The organism is Pseudomonas sp. 20-5 (genome assembly GCF_056782835.1).
Map to the genome: position 1 here is coordinate 2,136,470 of NZ_CM165584.1, position 15,766 is coordinate 2,152,235.

At 64.4% G+C, this 15,766-nt stretch carries 16 protein-coding genes; 13 read left to right on the forward strand and 3 right to left on the reverse strand.

The annotated features are described in order from the left end of the window. Positions 1–121 precede the first annotated feature (121 nt). From AC1RB9_RS09995 to sthA, 11 genes are all read left to right on the forward strand, one after another. Positions 122–1,588, forward strand: coding sequence for a glyceraldehyde-3-phosphate dehydrogenase (locus AC1RB9_RS09995; protein WP_010793199.1), 1,467 nt, complete (start codon positions 122–124; stop codon positions 1,586–1,588). 101 nt (positions 1,589–1,689) lie between these two features. Next, positions 1,690–3,099, forward strand: coding sequence for an amino acid permease (locus tag AC1RB9_RS10000; RefSeq protein ID WP_003118089.1), 1,410 nt, complete (start codon positions 1,690–1,692; stop codon positions 3,097–3,099). Between the two features lie 258 nt (positions 3,100–3,357). Next, positions 3,358–4,695: a Na(+)-translocating NADH-quinone reductase subunit A gene (locus tag AC1RB9_RS10005; RefSeq protein WP_003105177.1), complete on the forward strand. Its 1,338-nt coding sequence runs from the start codon at positions 3,358–3,360 to the stop codon at positions 4,693–4,695. Positions 4,696–4,698: 3 nt separating this feature from the next. Beyond that, positions 4,699–5,910, forward strand: a complete 1,212-nt coding sequence (locus AC1RB9_RS10010; RefSeq protein WP_003109478.1) for an NADH:ubiquinone reductase (Na(+)-transporting) subunit B — start codon at positions 4,699–4,701, stop codon at positions 5,908–5,910. Continuing rightward, the gene (locus AC1RB9_RS10015; protein WP_003105182.1) at positions 5,903–6,688 is read left to right on the forward strand and encodes a Na(+)-translocating NADH-quinone reductase subunit C; all 786 of its coding nucleotides are present in this window, start codon (positions 5,903–5,905) and stop codon (positions 6,686–6,688) included. The genes AC1RB9_RS10010 and AC1RB9_RS10015 overlap by 8 nt, the downstream gene beginning before the upstream one ends. Further along, positions 6,685–7,359: an NADH:ubiquinone reductase (Na(+)-transporting) subunit D gene (gene nqrD, locus AC1RB9_RS10020; protein WP_003119802.1), complete on the forward strand. Its 675-nt coding sequence runs from the start codon at positions 6,685–6,687 to the stop codon at positions 7,357–7,359. Before AC1RB9_RS10015 ends, nqrD begins: the two co-directional genes overlap by 4 nt. After that, on the forward strand, positions 7,359–7,967 hold the full coding sequence (gene nqrE / locus AC1RB9_RS10025) for an NADH:ubiquinone reductase (Na(+)-transporting) subunit E (protein ID WP_003091182.1): 609 nt from the start codon (positions 7,359–7,361) through the stop codon (positions 7,965–7,967). Before nqrD ends, nqrE begins: the two co-directional genes overlap by 1 nt. A 10-nt stretch (positions 7,968–7,977) precedes the next feature. Then, positions 7,978–9,201: an NADH:ubiquinone reductase (Na(+)-transporting) subunit F gene (gene nqrF / locus AC1RB9_RS10030; RefSeq protein ID WP_003113984.1), complete on the forward strand. Its 1,224-nt coding sequence runs from the start codon at positions 7,978–7,980 to the stop codon at positions 9,199–9,201. Then, positions 9,194–10,222, forward strand: a complete 1,029-nt coding sequence (locus AC1RB9_RS10035) for an FAD:protein FMN transferase (protein ID WP_003105187.1) — start codon at positions 9,194–9,196, stop codon at positions 10,220–10,222. The genes nqrF and AC1RB9_RS10035 overlap by 8 nt, the downstream gene beginning before the upstream one ends. Continuing rightward, complete coding sequence (gene nqrM / locus AC1RB9_RS10040) at positions 10,219–10,446, forward strand: (Na+)-NQR maturation NqrM (protein WP_003091178.1); 228 nt, start codon at positions 10,219–10,221, stop codon at positions 10,444–10,446. Before AC1RB9_RS10035 ends, nqrM begins: the two co-directional genes overlap by 4 nt. A gap of 178 nt (positions 10,447–10,624) precedes the next feature. Continuing rightward, entirely contained in the window at positions 10,625–12,019 is a 1,395-nt protein-coding gene (sthA, locus tag AC1RB9_RS10045) for a Si-specific NAD(P)(+) transhydrogenase (RefSeq protein WP_003091177.1), read from the forward strand. Positions 12,020–12,061: 42 nt separating this feature from the next. Here the strand turns inward: sthA and AC1RB9_RS10050 are convergent, their stop codons facing one another. The 3 genes from AC1RB9_RS10050 to AC1RB9_RS10060 are packed head-to-tail and all read right to left on the reverse strand — an operon-like array spanning position 12,062 to position 13,715. After that, positions 12,062–12,784, reverse strand: coding sequence for a glycerophosphodiester phosphodiesterase (locus tag AC1RB9_RS10050; RefSeq protein WP_003105190.1), 723 nt, complete (start codon positions 12,782–12,784; stop codon positions 12,062–12,064). Beyond that, positions 12,781–13,089, reverse strand: coding sequence for a hypothetical protein (locus AC1RB9_RS10055; protein ID WP_003105194.1), 309 nt, complete (start codon positions 13,087–13,089; stop codon positions 12,781–12,783). The genes AC1RB9_RS10050 and AC1RB9_RS10055 overlap by 4 nt, the downstream gene beginning before the upstream one ends. Positions 13,090–13,115: 26 nt before the next feature. After that, positions 13,116–13,715, reverse strand: coding sequence for a PilZ domain-containing protein (locus AC1RB9_RS10060; protein ID WP_003105196.1), 600 nt, complete (start codon positions 13,713–13,715; stop codon positions 13,116–13,118). A gap of 102 nt (positions 13,716–13,817) precedes the next feature. On the opposite strand from AC1RB9_RS10060, the gene AC1RB9_RS10065 reads away from it, so the two are divergent. Further along, complete coding sequence (locus AC1RB9_RS10065; protein ID WP_003091170.1) at positions 13,818–15,068, forward strand: lipoprotein-releasing ABC transporter permease subunit; 1,251 nt, start codon at positions 13,818–13,820, stop codon at positions 15,066–15,068. Continuing rightward, positions 15,061–15,744, forward strand: coding sequence for a lipoprotein-releasing ABC transporter ATP-binding protein LolD (lolD, locus tag AC1RB9_RS10070; RefSeq protein WP_003091168.1), 684 nt, complete (start codon positions 15,061–15,063; stop codon positions 15,742–15,744). Before AC1RB9_RS10065 ends, lolD begins: the two co-directional genes overlap by 8 nt. The last annotated feature ends 22 nt before the right edge of the window (positions 15,745–15,766 follow it).

Here is a 15,766-nt window from a genome sequence, read left to right on the forward strand (position 1 = left end):
TCGGGAATTTGACCCGCCGGATTGTAACTTTCCCGACTGCTGGATGTCAGTCTTCCGACTGCTGCAGATTGCCGAGCCTGGCCGGCGCGGTCATAATGTAGCCCCTTTTTTCATCCCCTACATGTGGAAGGTATTGCCCGTGACTCAGAAGCCCGACCAGTGTCTCGGTGAATGGATCGATCGTGAAGCCATCGCGGAAGCCATGATCCCGCTGATTGGCCAGCTCTACCGCAATAACAATGTGGTGACCTCGATCCATGGCCGTGGTCTGATCAACCGCTCGGTGATCGCGATCATGAAGGCGCATCGTTTCGCCCGTCATCGCATGGCTGATGACGCCGAGCTGTCGGTTCACGAGACGTTCCCGATCCTCAAGGCGATGAGCGAGCTCAAGCTGGGCGCCGCTTCCGTCGATCTGGGCAAGATGGTCGCCAAGTTCAAGGCAGAAGGTAACGGCCGCAGCATCGAGGACTTCGTCAAGGCCGAGCTGGCCGAGGTGGTCGGCAAGCAGAACGGCGATGCCCGCGAAGGCACCGACGTCGTGCTCTACGGCTTCGGCCGCATCGGCCGCCTGCTGGCGCGCATCCTGATCGAGAAGACCGGCGGCGGCGACGGCCTGCGCCTGCGCGCGATCGTCGTGCGCAAGGGCGCCGAGAACGACCTGGTCAAGCGGGCCAGCCTGCTGCGTCGGGACTCGGTGCACGGTCCGTTCGACGGCACCATCACCATCGACGAAGAAAACAACACGCTGACCGCCAACGGCAACCTGATCCAGGTGATCTACTCCAACGACCCGGCGTCGATCGACTACACCCAGTACGGCATCAAGAACGCCCTGCTGGTCGACAACACCGGCAAGTGGCGCGACGCCGAAGGTCTCGGCCAGCACCTGAAGTGCCCGGGGATCGATCGCGTGGTCCTTACCGCTCCGGGCAAGGGTGCGCTGAAGAACATCGTGCACGGTATCAACCACACCGACATCGGCGCCGACGACAAGATCATCTCGGCCGCCTCCTGCACCACCAACGCCATCGTGCCGGTGCTGAAGGCCGTCAACGACCAGTACGGCATCGTCAACGGTCACGTCGAGACCGTTCACTCGTACACCAACGACCAGAACCTGATCGACAACTTCCACAAGGGCAGTCGTCGTGGCCGCAGCGCGCCGCTGAACATGGTGATCACCGAGACCGGTGCCGCCACCGCCGCGGCCAAGGCCCTGCCGGTGCTGAAAGGCAAGCTGACCGGCAATGCGATCCGTGTGCCGACGCCGAACGTGTCCATGGCGATCCTCAACCTGAACCTGGAAAAGGCCACCACCCGCGAAGAGATCAACGAGTACCTGCGCCAGATGGCCATGCACTCGGACCTGCAGAAGCAGATCGACTTCGTCAGCTCCCAGGAAGTGGTTTCCACCGACTTCGTCGGTTCGCGCCATGCCGGCGTGGTGGACGCCGAGGCGACCATCTGCAACGACAACCGTGTCGTCCTGTACGTGTGGTACGACAACGAGTTCGGCTACAGCTGCCAGGTAGTGCGCGTGATGGAAGACATGGCTGGGGTCAACCCGCCGGCCTTCCCGCGTTGATGCGCAAGGCGTAGAGGAAAACGGGAGCTCTCGGGCTCCCGTTTTTCATTTCTGTGGATAACCAGAACAAGAAACTACTCACTTCGATTTAGGGTTTTTCAATGGATGGTCAACATCTGCACCAGGGCGAGCTGAAGCGTGGCCTGAAGAATCGCCACATCCAGTTGATCGCGCTGGGCGGGGCGATCGGCACCGGGCTGTTCCTCGGCTCGGCGGGCGTCATCAAGACGGCCGGCCCGTCGATGATCCTCGGTTACGCCATTGGCGGCTTCATCGCCTTCCTGATCATGCGCCAGCTCGGCGAGATGATCGTCGAGGAGCCGGTGGCCGGCTCCTTCAGTCACTTCGCACACAAGTACTGGGGCGGATTCGCCGGTTTCCTTTCCGGCTGGAACTACTGGGTGCTGTACATCCTGGTGGGCATGTCGGAGCTGACCGCGGTGGGCAAGTACATCCAGTATTGGTGGCCGGACGTGCCGACCTGGGCGACGGCGGCGGCGTTCTTCGTGCTGATCAACGCGATCAACCTGGCCAACGTGAAAGCCTTCGGCGAGACCGAGTTCTGGTTCGCGATCATCAAGGTAGCGGCGATCGTCGGCATGATCCTGCTCGGTATCTACCTGCTGGTCGGCGGCGGTGGCGGACCGCAAGCCTCGGTGAGCAACCTGTGGGACCGCGGCGGCTTCTTCCCCAACGGTCTCAGCGGCCTGGTGATGACCCTGGCGATCATCATGTTCTCCTTCGGGGGGCTGGAGTTGGTGGGTATCACCGCCGCCGAGGCGTCCGAGCCGCGGAAGGTGATCCCGAAGGCGATCAACCAGGTGATCTACCGGATCCTGATCTTCTATATCGGCGCCCTGGCGGTGCTGCTCTCGCTGTATCCATGGGACCAGTTGGTGGAGACCATCAACGCTTCCGGCGACGACTACAGCGGCAGCCCGTTCGTGCAGATCTTCTCGTTGATCGGCAGCGGCACCGCGGCCAACATCCTCAACTTCGTAGTACTCACCGCGGCATTGTCGGTCTACAACAGCGGCGTCTACTGCAACAGCCGGATGCTCTACGGCCTGGCCGCCCAGGGTGACGCGCCGAAGGTGCTGATGTCGGTGGACCGCCGGGGCGTGCCGGTGCTGTCGATCCTGGTCTCGGCGCTGATCACCTTCCTCTGCGTGATCGTCAACTACGTATTGCCGCACAAGGCGCTGGAGCTGCTGATGTCGCTGGTGGTGGCGGCGCTGGTGATCAACTGGGCGATGATCAGCCTGTCGCACCTGAAGTTCCGCGCGGCGATGAAGCGCCAGGGCGTGGACACCTTCTTCAAGGCGCTCTGGTCGCCGTTCAGCAACTACCTGTGCCTGGCCTTCGTGGTGTTCATCCTTGGCATCATGCTGATGATCCCCGGGATCAACATCTCGGTGTACGCCATTCCATTCTGGCTGCTGCTGATGTGGTTGTGCTACCGGGTCAAGCTGTCGCTGGCGGAAAGGCGCGGGCTCGGCCAGCAGGCCTGAGCCTGCGGGTGGCGCAGGACGGGAGCTTCGGCTCCCGTTTTTCATTTCGCACGGGCATGTTTTTCTGTCGTTTTCTGTTACGCGTTTCAAGACCCGGTGTGCGGCTTGGGTGGCTCCCGGGGAGGTGGCTCTTTATAATCCCGTGGTTACCTTGCGGGGCCATTCATCAATCGTGCCAATTCAGTACGTTGCGCGCGATGATGGTCATTTTCTGACTTGGGCCTCGTCTTTTCTGTCCACGACCACTAGGCACTAGACATGATCAAGATAAAACGTGGCCTGGACCTGCCCATCAGCGGCGCCCCCGAACAGCGCATCGAGGCAGCACGCCCGGTACGCAGCGTGGCGTTGATCGGTTTCGACTACCACGGCATGAAGCCGACCATGGCGGTGCAGGTAGGCGACCGGGTGAAGCTGGGGCAGGCGCTGTTCACCGACAAGAAGAATCCCTCCGTCAGCTATACCGCACCCGGCGCCGGTGTGGTCAGTGCCATCCATCGTGGCGAGAAGCGCGTCCTGCAATCGGTGGTCATCGATCTCGACGGCGACGAGCAACTGGAGTTCGCCCGTTATCCCGCTGACAAACTCGCCACGCTGAGCGCCGAGCAGGTTCGCGACAACCTGTTGCAGTCGGGCCTGTGGACCGCGCTGCGGACCCGGCCGTTCAGCAAGGTGCCCGATCCCGAGTCCAGCCCCAGTTCGATTTTCGTCACTGCCATCGATACCCAGCCGCTGGCCGCCGATCCGCAGGTGGTTATCGCGGAGCAGGGCGAGGCCTTCCAGGCCGGGCTGACGGTGCTCGGGCGCCTGGCCCGGGTGTTCCTGTGCAAGGCGGAAGGCGTTTCGCTACCCGGCGAGGCGCTCTCCGGCGTGACCGCGCAAGCATTCTCCGGTCCGCATCCGGCGGGCCTGCCCGGCACCCATATCCACTTCCTTGACCCGGTGGGTGCCGGCAAGAGCGTGTGGAACCTGAACTACCAGGACGTGATCGCCATCGGCAAGCTGTTCACGACCGGGCAATTGTGGACCGAGCGGGTGATCGCCCTGGCCGGTCCGGTGGTGGAAAAGCCACGTCTGGTGCGCACCCGCTTGGGCGCCAACCTCGACGAACTGGCCGCCGGCCAGTTGCAGCCGGGCAACAACCGGCTGATCTCCGGCTCCGTGCTGGGCGGTCGCACCGCCCATGGCGCCTACGCCTACCTGGGGCGCTACCACCTGCAGTTGTCCTGTCTCAAGGAGGGCGACCAGCGCGAGTTCCTCCACTACCTGCGCGCCGGGGTGGAAAAGCATTCGCTGCTCAACGTGTTCGTCTCCAGGCTGCTCGGCGGCAAGCGCTTCGCCTTCACCACCAGCACCAACGGCAGCCCACGGGCGATGGTGCCGGTAGGTAACTACGAGGCGGTGATGCCGCTGGATATCCTGCCGACTCAACTGCTGCGCTACCTGATCGTCGGCGACACGGAAATGGCCCAGAAGCTCGGCGCCCTGGAACTCGACGAAGAGGACCTGGCGCTGTGCAGCTACGTCTGCGCCGGCAAGTACGAATACGGCCCGATTCTGCGGGACAATCTGGCACGCATCGAGCAGGAGGGCTGAGCCATGGGTTTGCGTAACCTGCTCGACAAGGTCGAGCATCATTTCGAGAAGGGCGGGCGCTACGAGAAGTGGTACCCGCTGTACGAAGCCGTGGACACCTTCCTCTATCGTCCCGGCAGCGTCACCCGCACCACTGCACACGTGCGCGACGGCATCGACCTGAAGCGCATGATGATCATCGTCTGGCTATGCACCTTCCCGGCGATGTTCTTCGGCATGTACAACGTCGGCCACCAGGCCAACCTGATCTTCGCCCAGAGCCCCGACCTGTTGAGCGCCCAGGATGGCTGGCGCTTCGCCCTGATCGGCGCGCTGGCCGGGTTCGACCCGAACAGCTTGTGGGATTGCCTGGTCCAGGGCGCCGCGTACTTCCTGCCGGTGTACCTGACCACCTTCATCGTCGGCGGTTTCTGGGAGGTGCTGTTCGCCAGCATCCGCCGCCACGAGGTCAACGAAGGCTTCTTCGTCACCTCGGTGCTGTTCGCCCTGACCCTGCCGCCGTCCGTCCCGTTGTGGCAGGTAGCCCTGGGGATCAGCTTCGGCGTGGTGCTGGGCAAGGAAGTGTTCGGCGGCACCGGGAAGAACTTCCTCAATCCGGCACTGGTCGGCCGGGCCTTCCTGTTCTTCGCCTACCCGGCGCAGATGTCCGGCGACGCGGTATGGACCTCGGTGGACGGCTTCGCCGGCGCCACCTCGCTGAGCCTGGCCGCCGCCGGCGGCGTGGACAACATCCTCGGCCACGGCTTGACCTGGATGGATGCCTTCCTCGGCCACATGCAGGGTTCGATGGGCGAGACCAGCACCCTGGCGATCTTCATCGGCGGCGCCGTGCTGCTGCTGACCCGCATCGCCTCCTGGCGCATCGTCGCCGGGGTGATGCTGGGGATGGTCGCCATGAGCTACCTGTTCAACGCCATCGGCTCGGCCAGCAACCCGATGTTCGCCATGCCCTGGTATTGGCACCTGGTCACCGGCGGCTTCGCCTTCGGCATGATCTTCATGGCCACCGACCCGGTCTCGGCGTCCATGACCGATACCGGCAAGTGGCTGTTCGGCGCCCTGATCGGAGTGATGGTCATGCTGATCCGGGTGGTCAACCCGGCGTTCCCGGAAGGCATGATGCTGGCGATCCTGTTCGCCAACCTGTTCGCACCGCTGATCGACCATTTCGTCGTTCAGGCCAACATCAAGCGGAGGCTGGCGCGCAATGGCTAATCAAGAATCCACCACCCGCACACTGCTGGTAGCCCTGGTGGTGTGCCTGGTCAGCTCGGTGTTCGTCGCTGGCGCGGCGGTGGCGCTGAAGCCGACCCAGGCGGAAAACCGCCTGCTCGACAAGCAGCGCAGCATCCTCGCCATCGCTGGTCTCGGCGAGCCGGGCATGTCCGGCAAAGAGGTCAAGGCGCTGTTCGACAGTCGCATCACCGCCAAGGTGGTCGACCTGCAGAGCGGCACCTTCAGCGATGCCCAGGACCCGCTCGGCTACGACCCGCTGAAAGCGGCCAAGGACCCGGCGCTGTCGGATGCGCTGCCCGCCGCCGAGGACATCGCCTCGATCAAGCGCCGCGAGCGCTATACCACGGTCTACCTGGTGGAGACCGACGGCAAGCTCGACACCCTGATCCTGCCGGTGCGCGGCTACGGTCTGTGGTCGACCCTCTACGGCTTCCTGGCGCTCAAGGGCGACCTCAACACGGTCGCCGGCTTCGGCTTCTACCAGCATGGCGAGACCCCCGGTCTCGGCGGCGAGGTCGACAATCCGAAATGGAAGGCGCTGTGGGTCGGCAAGACCCTCTACGACGCCCAGGGCGATCTTGCCGTACAGATCATCAAGGGCTCGGTGGACCCGCAATCGGCGAAGGCGACCCACCAGGTCGACGGCCTGGCCGGCGCCACCCTGACCAGCAAGGGTGTCGACAACCTGCTGCATTTCTGGCTCGGCAAGGACGGTTTCGACGCCTTCCTCGCCAATCTGCGCAAAGGGGAGGCGTGATGGCTGCTCAACCCACGATCCGCGAAGTCCTGTTCAATCCGGTCTTCCAGAACAATCCGATCGGCCTGCAGATCCTAGGGATCTGCTCGGCGCTGGCGGTAACCTCGAACCTGAAGACCGCTACCGTCATGGCCATCGCCCTGACCCTGGTGACCGGCTTCTCCAACCTGTTCATCTCGATGATCCGCCGGCAGATTCCCAGCTCGATCCGGATGATCGTGCAGATGGTGATCATCGCCTCGCTGGTGATCGTCGTCGACCAGGTGCTCAAGGCCTATGCCTATAGCCTGAGCAAGCAGCTCTCGGTGTTCGTCGGGCTGATCATCACCAACTGCATCGTGATGGGCCGCGCCGAAGCCTTCGCCATGGCCAACCCGCCGCTCGTGTCGTTCTTCGACGGCATCGGCAACGGTCTCGGCTACAGCGCCATGCTGCTGGTGCTGGGCTTCGTCCGCGAGCTGTTCGGCGCCGGCAAGCTCTACGGCATCAGCGTGTTGCCGACGGTCAACGATGGCGGCTGGTACCAGCCGAACGGCCTGCTCCTGCTGCCGCCTTCGGCGTTCTTCCTGATCGGCCTGATCATCTGGGCCCTGCGGACCTGGAAGAAAGACCAGGTCGAGGCCCCGACCTACAAGATGGCCCCGCAGGTATCCAGCAAGGAGGCTTACTGATGGAGCACTACATCAGCCTGTTCGTGAAGGCCGTGTTCGTCGAGAACATGGCGCTGGCGTTCTTCCTCGGCATGTGTACCTTCATCGCCATCTCGAAGAAGGTGGAGACCGCCATCGGCCTGGGTATCGCGGTGATCGTGGTGCAGACCATCACCGTGCCGGCCAACAACCTGATCTACACCTACCTGCTCAAGGACGGCGCGCTGGCCTGGGCCGGGCTGCCCGAGGTGGACCTGAGTTTCCTCGGCCTGCTCAGCTACATCGGGGTGATCGCCGCCATCGTGCAGATCCTCGAGATGCTCCTCGACAAGTACGTACCCAGCCTCTACAACGCGCTGGGCGTGTTCCTGCCGCTGATCACGGTGAACTGCGCGATCATGGCCGGCTCGCTGTTCATGGTCGAGCGCGACTACAACCTTGCCGAGAGCACGGTGTACGGCGTCGGCTCGGGCTTTTCCTGGGCGCTGGCGATCGCCGCGCTGGCGGGTATCCGCGAGAAGCTCAAGTACAGCGACGTCCCCGAGGGCCTGCAGGGCCTGGGGATCACCTTCATCACCATCGGCCTGATGTCGTTGGGCTTCATGTCGTTCTCCGGCGTGCAGTTGTAAGGAGAGGCCCGTGATCGGATTCGAGATTTTCCTGGCCATCGGCATGTTCACCGCCATCGTCCTGGGCCTGGTGGCGATCATCCTGGTCGCCCGCGCCAAGCTGGTGTCGAGTGGCGACGTGACCATCCAGATCAACGGCGAGCACAGCCTGACCGTGCCGGCCGGCGGCAAGCTGCTGCAAACCCTGGCGGCGAACAACGTGTTCCTGTCTTCCGCCTGCGGCGGCGGCGGCACCTGCGCGCAGTGCAAATGCGTGGTGGTCGAGGGCGGCGGCGAGATGCTGCCGACCGAGGAGTCGCACTTCACCCGGCGCCAGGCGAAGGAAGGCTGGCGCCTGTCGTGCCAGACGCCGGTCAAGCAGGATATGCAGATCCGCGTGCCTGAAGAGGTCTTCGGGGTGAAGAAATGGGAGTGCACGGTGGAGTCCAACCCCAACGTCGCCACCTTCATCAAGGAACTCACCCTGCGCCTGCCGGACGGCGAGAGCGTGGACTTTCGTGCCGGCGGCTACGTGCAGCTGGAATGCCCGCCGCACGTGGTCGAGTACAAGGACTTCGATATCCAGCCGGAATATCGCGGCGACTGGGACAAGTTCAACATGTGGCGCTACGTGTCGAAGGTCGACGAGACGGTGATCCGCGCCTACTCGATGGCCAACTACCCGGAAGAGAAGGGCGTGGTCAAGTTCAACATCCGCATCGCCTCGCCGCCGCCGGGCAGCGACCTGCCGCCGGGGCAGATGTCGTCCTGGGTGTTCAACCTCAAGCCGGGCGACAAGGTCACCGTGTACGGGCCGTTCGGCGAGTTCTTCGCCAAGGACACCGAGGCCGAGATGGTCTTCATCGGCGGCGGCGCCGGCATGGCGCCGATGCGTTCGCACATCTTCGACCAGTTGCGCCGGCTCAAGTCGAACCGCAAGATCAGCTTCTGGTACGGCGCGCGCTCGCTGCGCGAGGCCTTCTATACCGAGGAGTACGACCAGCTGCAGGCGGAGAATCCCAACTTCCAGTGGCACCTGGCGCTGTCCGACCCGCAGCCGGAGGACAACTGGACCGGCCTGACCGGTTTCATCCACAACGTGCTGTTCGAGAACTACCTGAAGGACCACCCGGCGCCCGAGGACTGCGAGTTCTACATGTGCGGCCCGCCGATGATGAATGCCGCGGTGATCAAGATGCTCACCGACCTGGGCGTGGAGCGCGAGAATATCCTGCTGGACGATTTCGGTGGCTGAGCGTTTCCGTCCGCTTGCCATGGCCGGACTGGCAGCGCTGGCGCTGGTCCTGGCCGGTTGCGGCGACACCCTGGAAAGCTTCGGCGGCCCGACCATGGGCAGCACCTATTCGATCAAGTACGTGCGCGGCGCCTCGGCGCCCGACGTCCAGACGGCGAAAGCCGCAGTGGAGGCGATCCTCGCCGAGGTCGACCGGCAGATGTCCACCTACCGCGACGATTCCCTGGTCTCGCGTTTCAATGCGCTGCCGGCGCAGTCCTGCATGGAGCTGCCGCCACCGATGCTGGAGTTGCTGCGCTACGGCGGCGAGTTGTCGGAACAGAGCCAGGGCGCCTTCGACATGACCGTCGAGCCGCTGATGAACCTCTGGGGCTTCGGTCCGCAGGCGCGGGTGGAGAAGGTTCCCAGCGCCGAGCAGATCGCCGCGGTGCGCCGTGACGTCGGCCATCGACACCTGCGCATCGACGGCCAGCGCCTGTGCAAGGACGCCGCCGTACAGCTGGACTTCGACAGCATCGCCGCTGGCTATACGGTGGACGCGGTAGGCGAACGCCTGAAGGAGCTTGGCGTGCGCAGCTACCTGGCGGAAATCACCGGCGAGTTGAAAGCCGAAGGGCGCAAGCCGGACGGCACGCCCTGGCGCATCGCTATCGAAGCGCCGCGCGAGGGCCAGCGGGTCGCCCAGCAGGTGCTGGCGCTGGACGGCTACGGCGTCTCGACCTCGGGCGATTACCGCAACTATTTCGAAGAGAACGGCCAGCGCTATTCGCACACCTTCGACCCGCGCACCGGCGCGCCGATCGACCATCACCTGGCTTCGGTCACGGTGATCGATCCGTCGACGCGCAACGCCGACGGCCTGTCGACCCTGCTGATGGTGCTCGGTCCGGAGGAGGGCTACCGTTTCGCCGAGAAGCACCGACTGGCGGCGCTGTTCGTCAGTCGCCAGGGCAACGGTTTCGACAGCCGCACCACGCCACGCTACGAGCAACTGTTCGGCAACCAAGGAGAACGTCCATGACCTGGCTACTGGTCTTCGTCATCATGCTGCTGGTGGTCTTCGGCATGTCCATCGGCGTCATCATGGGCCGCAAGCCGATCGCCGGTTCCTGCGGCGGCATCGCCAACCTGGGGATCGAGAAGGAATGCTCGATCTGCGGCGGCGACCGGCAGAAATGCGAGGAAGCCAACCGCGACGAATCTGTAGTGCCCGGAAAACTCGCCTACGACGCGACCAAACGCTAATGTGCGACATTTCGCACAGGGCGTAACATATGCCCGCCTCGAGGTCGGACCGAGCCTTGCCCGGCGAATGCCGTCGTTCGCACCGACCCGATGATCGAATCGATCCGCCGCGCACATGTTGTGCAGCGGCTTTGCCGGAGGCGCCAGTGGGCGCCTCGGCCTGTTCTGAGGAGTACGCATGGCTGTCTACAACTACGACGTGGTGATTTTGGGCACGGGTCCGGCGGGCGAAGGGGCGGCGATGAACGCCTCCAAGTACGGACGCAAGCTGGCGGTAGTCGACAGCCGTCGCGTGGTCGGAGGCAACTGCACGCACCTCGGCACCATTCCCTCCAAGGCCCTGCGCCACTCGGTGAAGCAGATCATCGAGTTCAACACCAACCCGATGTTCCGCCAGATCGGCGAGCCGCGCTGGTTCTCCTTCCCCGACGTGCTGAAGAGCGCCGACCGGGTGATCTCCAAGCAGGTCGCTTCGCGTACCGGCTACTACGCGCGCAATCGCATCGACATGTTCACCGGCACCGCCAGCTTCGTCGACGAACGCACCGTCGAAGTGGTGACGCCGAGCGGCGCGGTGGAGCGCCTGGTCGCCGACCAGTTCGTGATCGCCACCGGCTCGCGCCCGTATCGTCCTTCGGACATCAATTTCAACCACCCGCGGGTCTACGACAGCGACACCATCCTGTCCCTGAGCCACACCCCGCGCCGGCTGATCATCTACGGAGCCGGGGTGATCGGCTGCGAATACGCGTCGATCTTCAGCGGCCTGGGCGTGCTGGTGGACCTGATCGATACGCGCGACCAGTTGCTCAGCTTCCTCGATGACGAGATTTCCGATGCGCTGAGCTACCACCTGCGCAACAACAACGTGCTGATCCGCCACAACGAGGAGTACGAGCGCGTCGAGGGGCTGGACAACGGTGTCATCCTGCACCTGAAGTCGGGCAAGAAGATCAAGGCGGACGCGCTGCTCTGGTGCAACGGCCGGACCGGCAACACCGACAAGCTCGGCCTGGAGAACGTCGGCATCAAGGTCAACAGCCGTGGCCAGATCGAGGTGGACGAGAACTACCGCACTTCGGTGAGCAACATCTTCGCCGCCGGCGACGTGATCGGCTGGCCGAGCCTGGCCAGCGCTGCCTACGACCAGGGCCGCTCGGCCGCCGGCAACATCGTCGAGAGCGACAGCTGGCGCTTCGTCAACGATGTGCCGACCGGCATCTACACCATTCCGGAGATCAGCTCGATCGGCAAGAACGAAAGCGAACTGACCGCGGCGAAGATTCCCTACGAAGTGGGCAAGGCGTTCTTCAAGGGCATGGCCCGGGCGCAGATTTCCAACGAGCCGGTGGGCATGCTGAAGATCCTGTTCCATCGCGAGACCCTGGAGATCCTCGGCGTGCACTGCTTCGGCGACCAGGCTTCGGAAATCGTCCATATCGGTCAGGCGATCATGAACCAGCCGGGCGAGCTGAATACCCTGAAGTACTTCGTCAACACCACCTTCAACTACCCGACCATGGCGGAAGCCTATCGGGTAGCGGCGTTCGACGGCCTCAACCGGCTTTTTTGAAGGACTCCGGCCGGCGGCCTGAGCCGGCCGGAGGGGATGTGCTCAGCGATTCCCGAGGGTGGCGCTGGCCAAACCGGGAAAGTCTGTGATCAGGCTGTCCACGCCGAAGTCGGCGAGCCGGCGCATCAGCGCCGGTTCGTTGACCGTCCACACCGAGACGTGAAGCCCCTGGCGCTGGGCCTTGAGCAGGCGTTCCGGGGTGCATAGGGTCCAGTTCAGGGCGAGCAGGGCACAGCCATAGTGCTGGGCGACCTTCAGCGGGTCGAGCCAGGCGTATTCGGCGACCAGCCCGCGCGACAGCTCTGGGGTCAGTTCGTTGAGGGCCTTGAGCACGGTCCGCGAACCGCTGGTGACGGTGACCTTGTCGCGGTTGCCGAAGCGCTCGGTCAGCTCCCTGATCCGCGTTACCGTCCGCGCCGCGCGTTCGCGCGAGGCGCTCTTCACTTCCAGCTGCCAGTGCTCGAACGGGCACTTCTCGAACAGCTCCTCCAGCCGCGGGATCGGCGTCGGCCGTACCCAGCCGGGGCCGCCCTTGCGCGCGTCGTAGGTGACCAGGGTGGCCGCGTCGTGTTCGGCGACCTTGCCGCGGCGGCCGGTGGTGCGCTTCAGGGTCGGGTCGTGGATCACCATCAGTTCGCCGTCGCGGGACAGGTGCAGGTCCAGTTCGCAACGGTTGACGCCATGCTCCAGGCAGCGCTGGAAGCTGGCCAGGGTGTTTTCCGGCGCTTCGCCCTTGGCGCCGCGATGTCCATAGATGAGAGTCACTGTGGCTCCTTGTTCGAGGGTTGCGCGGGATTCCGCGGCCGATGATGGCGAACGCTGTCGAGCACCCGGCCGCTTTCGAAATATACCGAGAAGTCGCGGTAATCCCAGCGCACGATGGGCGGCTGGCCGACCGCGGGATGTTCCTCGTCGGCCAGGCCGAAGCGTTGCAGCACGGCTTCGCGGCTTTCGCCGTGCGCGGGCAGGGCGACCCGGGTATCGCCCTGGGCGCCCAGCGGAATGCTCAGGGTGTCGGCGAACAGCGGCGGGGCGAGGAGGAGGGAGCACAGCAGTAGCGAACGGAGCATCGGCACATCTCAGGTCGAAGAAGGTTTCAGGTCGAAGAAGGTTGGCCCGGCTCGCCGAGCGGGCCCTGTCCGGCCCGTGCCAGGCGGCGCTGCTGGGCCTGCTTCTGGAGGATATGCCGGGCCAGCAACTGGCGCTGTGCGTCGCTCAACGCTTCGAACTCGGTGCCGATCTCGAATTCGTCGTCGTGTGGCTGGGCGTGGATTACCCGGGCCCGCAGTTCGAGGCCGAACCCCTGCGGCAACAGGACCATGCGCAGGACGAGCAACTGGCCGACCGGCAATGCGCGGTCGTGGCGGAAGCTGACTCCCCCCTCGGACAGGCTGACCTTGCGCGGTTCGCCGATCTCCTTGAGCAGGCTCTGCACCATGACCTGGCCAAGCAGGTCGATGCGCTTGTTCATCACCTTCAGGTAGTTGGCCAGCGTGCGGTCGCGTTCGCTGATGTGGCGCAGAAGGTGCTGCGACTCGTAATCCATCAGGTGGAGGTCGCTGAGCAGGCTGAACAGGGTGGCCCCCGGCTCGCTCTCCAGGCCGTCTTCGACGGCCCCGGCAGGGCGAAATTCCAGTGCGAGGGTATCTTCGATACGGTAGTATTCGCGGCGGTCATCCGCGTCACGAGTGGACATGGCGAACCCACGGCGGCAGTGATGGTCAGAGTGTAAGGCCGCCGGCGATGCCTCGCCACTTCGCCATCCCGACGCATCCATTTTCTGCCAGCTAAGGGCGACATGTTCAGACCCCTGTCCGTTTTCATCGGCACGCGCTATACGCGGGCCAAACGTCGCAGTCATTTCGTCTCCTTCATTTCGCTGACCTCGATGATCGGCCTGGCACTGGGCGTGCTGGTGATGATCGTGGTGCTCTCGGTGATGAACGGCTTCGATCGCGAAATGCGTACCCGCATCCTCGGCATGGTGCCGCAGGCCACCGTCGAGTCGTACCAGCCCATCGATGACTGGCGCGCCCTGGCCGAGAAGGTCAAGGCCCACGAGCATGTCACCGCGGTAGCGCCGTTCACCCAGATGCAGGGCATGCTCAGCGCCAATGGCGCGGTGCAGACGGTGATGGTCGATGCGGTCGATCCGCTGGAAGAGGCCAAGGTCTCGATCATTCCCGATTTCTTCAAGCAGGGCTCGCTGGCGGAACTCAAGGCCGGCGGCTTCGGTATCGTCATCGGCCAACTGGCGGCGCAGAAGCTCGGCGTCGGCATCGGCGACAAGGTCACCCTGATCCTCCCCGAGGTGGCGGTCACCCCGGCCGGGGTATTCCCGCGGATGAAGCGTTTCACCGTGGTCGGCACCTTCCGCGTCGGCGCCGGCGAACTGGATGGCGGCCTGTCGCTGATCCACCTGGAAGACGCCGCGCGCCTGCAGCGCTGGAAGACCAACCAGGTACAGGGGCTGCGCCTGAAGCTCGACGACCTGTTCCAGGCGCCGCGGGTGGCCTGGGAGATCGCCCGGACCCTGACCGACAATGACTTCTACGCCCGCGACTGGACGCGCAGCCACGGCAACCTGTACCAGGCCATCCGCATGGAAAAGACCATGATCGGCCTGTTGCTGCTGCTGATCGTCGCGGTCGCCGCGTTCAACATCATTTCCACCCTGGTGATGGTGGTCACCGACAAGAAGTCGGACATCGCCATCCTTCGTACCCTCGGCGCCACGCCGGGGCAGATCATGGCTACCTTCATGGTCCAGGGCACGGTGATCGGGGTGATCGGCACGCTGGTCGGCGGGGTCCTCGGGGTGGTCGCGGCGCTCAACGTCAGCGCCTGGATTTCCGCCCTGGAAAAGCTGCTGGGCCACCAGTTCCTCGCGTCCGACGTGTACTTCATCGATTACCTGCCGTCGCAACTGATGCTCGACGATGTCGTGCTGGTCTGCGGCGCGGCCCTGGTCCTCAGCTTCTTCGCCACTTTGTATCCAGCCTGGCGTGCGGCGCGCACCCAGCCTGCGGAGGCTTTGCGTTATGAATGACAAGTCGGTGCTGAGTTGCCGCAACCTGAGCAAGAGCTACGACGAGGGGCCGCAATCGGTGCAGGTGCTGTCCGGCGTCGAGTTGAACCTGCTGCCTGGGGAGCGGGTGGCTATCGTCGGCAGCTCCGGTTCGGGCAAGAGCACCTTGCTGAACATGCTCGGCGGCCTGGACACGCCCTCCGCCGGCAGCGTCTGGCTCGCCGGCGAGGAACTCTCGGCGCTGAACGAGACGGCCCGCGGGCTGCTGCGCAACCGCGCGCTGGGCTTCGTCTACCAGTTCCACCACCTGTTGCCGGAGTTCACCGCCCTGGAGAACGTCTGCATGCCGCTGTTGATCGGCCGCACGCCGATCGCGGAAGCCCGCCAGCGGGCGGCCGAGCTGCTGGAGCGGGTCGGGCTGGGTCATCGCCTGTCGCACAAGCCGGCCGAGCTGTCCGGCGGCGAGCGCCAGCGGGTGGCGATCGCCCGCGCGCTGGTCAACCGTCCGCAGCTGGTACTGCTCGACGAGCCCACCGGCAACCTTGACCAGCATACCGCCCAGGGTATCCAGGAGCTGATGCTGGAACTGAGCCGTTCGTTGCAGACCTCGTTCCTGGTGGTAACCCACGATCTCCAGCTGGCCGGGCACATGGATCGCATCCTGCGCCTGGAAGAAGGCCGACTGATCGCCGCGTAGCGGGGCGACGGCGTGCCCGCCG

Bases quoted from the DNA above. Each gene is read 5' to 3' on its own strand.
- AC1RB9_RS10055 (WP_003105194.1), bottom strand. From the start codon at position 13,089: ATGCTCCGTTCGCTACTGCTGTGCTCCCTCCTCCTCGCCCCGCCGCTG.
- AC1RB9_RS10065 (WP_003091170.1), top strand. From the start codon at position 13,818: ATGTTCAGACCCCTGTCCGTTTTCATCGGCACGCGCTATACGCGGGCC.
- AC1RB9_RS10010 (WP_003109478.1), top strand. From the start codon at position 4,699: ATGGGTTTGCGTAACCTGCTCGACAAGGTCGAGCATCATTTCGAGAAG.
- nqrE (WP_003091182.1), top strand. From the start codon at position 7,359: ATGGAGCACTACATCAGCCTGTTCGTGAAGGCCGTGTTCGTCGAGAAC.
- AC1RB9_RS10005 (WP_003105177.1), top strand. From the start codon at position 3,358: ATGATCAAGATAAAACGTGGCCTGGACCTGCCCATCAGCGGCGCCCCC.
- sthA (WP_003091177.1), top strand. From the start codon at position 10,625: ATGGCTGTCTACAACTACGACGTGGTGATTTTGGGCACGGGTCCGGCG.
- AC1RB9_RS10015 (WP_003105182.1), top strand. From the start codon at position 5,903: ATGGCTAATCAAGAATCCACCACCCGCACACTGCTGGTAGCCCTGGTG.
- nqrM (WP_003091178.1), top strand. From the start codon at position 10,219: ATGACCTGGCTACTGGTCTTCGTCATCATGCTGCTGGTGGTCTTCGGC.
- lolD (WP_003091168.1), top strand. From the start codon at position 15,061: ATGAATGACAAGTCGGTGCTGAGTTGCCGCAACCTGAGCAAGAGCTAC.
- AC1RB9_RS09995 (WP_010793199.1), top strand. From the start codon at position 122: ATGTGGAAGGTATTGCCCGTGACTCAGAAGCCCGACCAGTGTCTCGGT.
- AC1RB9_RS10000 (WP_003118089.1), top strand. From the start codon at position 1,690: ATGGATGGTCAACATCTGCACCAGGGCGAGCTGAAGCGTGGCCTGAAG.
- AC1RB9_RS10060 (WP_003105196.1), bottom strand. From the start codon at position 13,715: ATGTCCACTCGTGACGCGGATGACCGCCGCGAATACTACCGTATCGAA.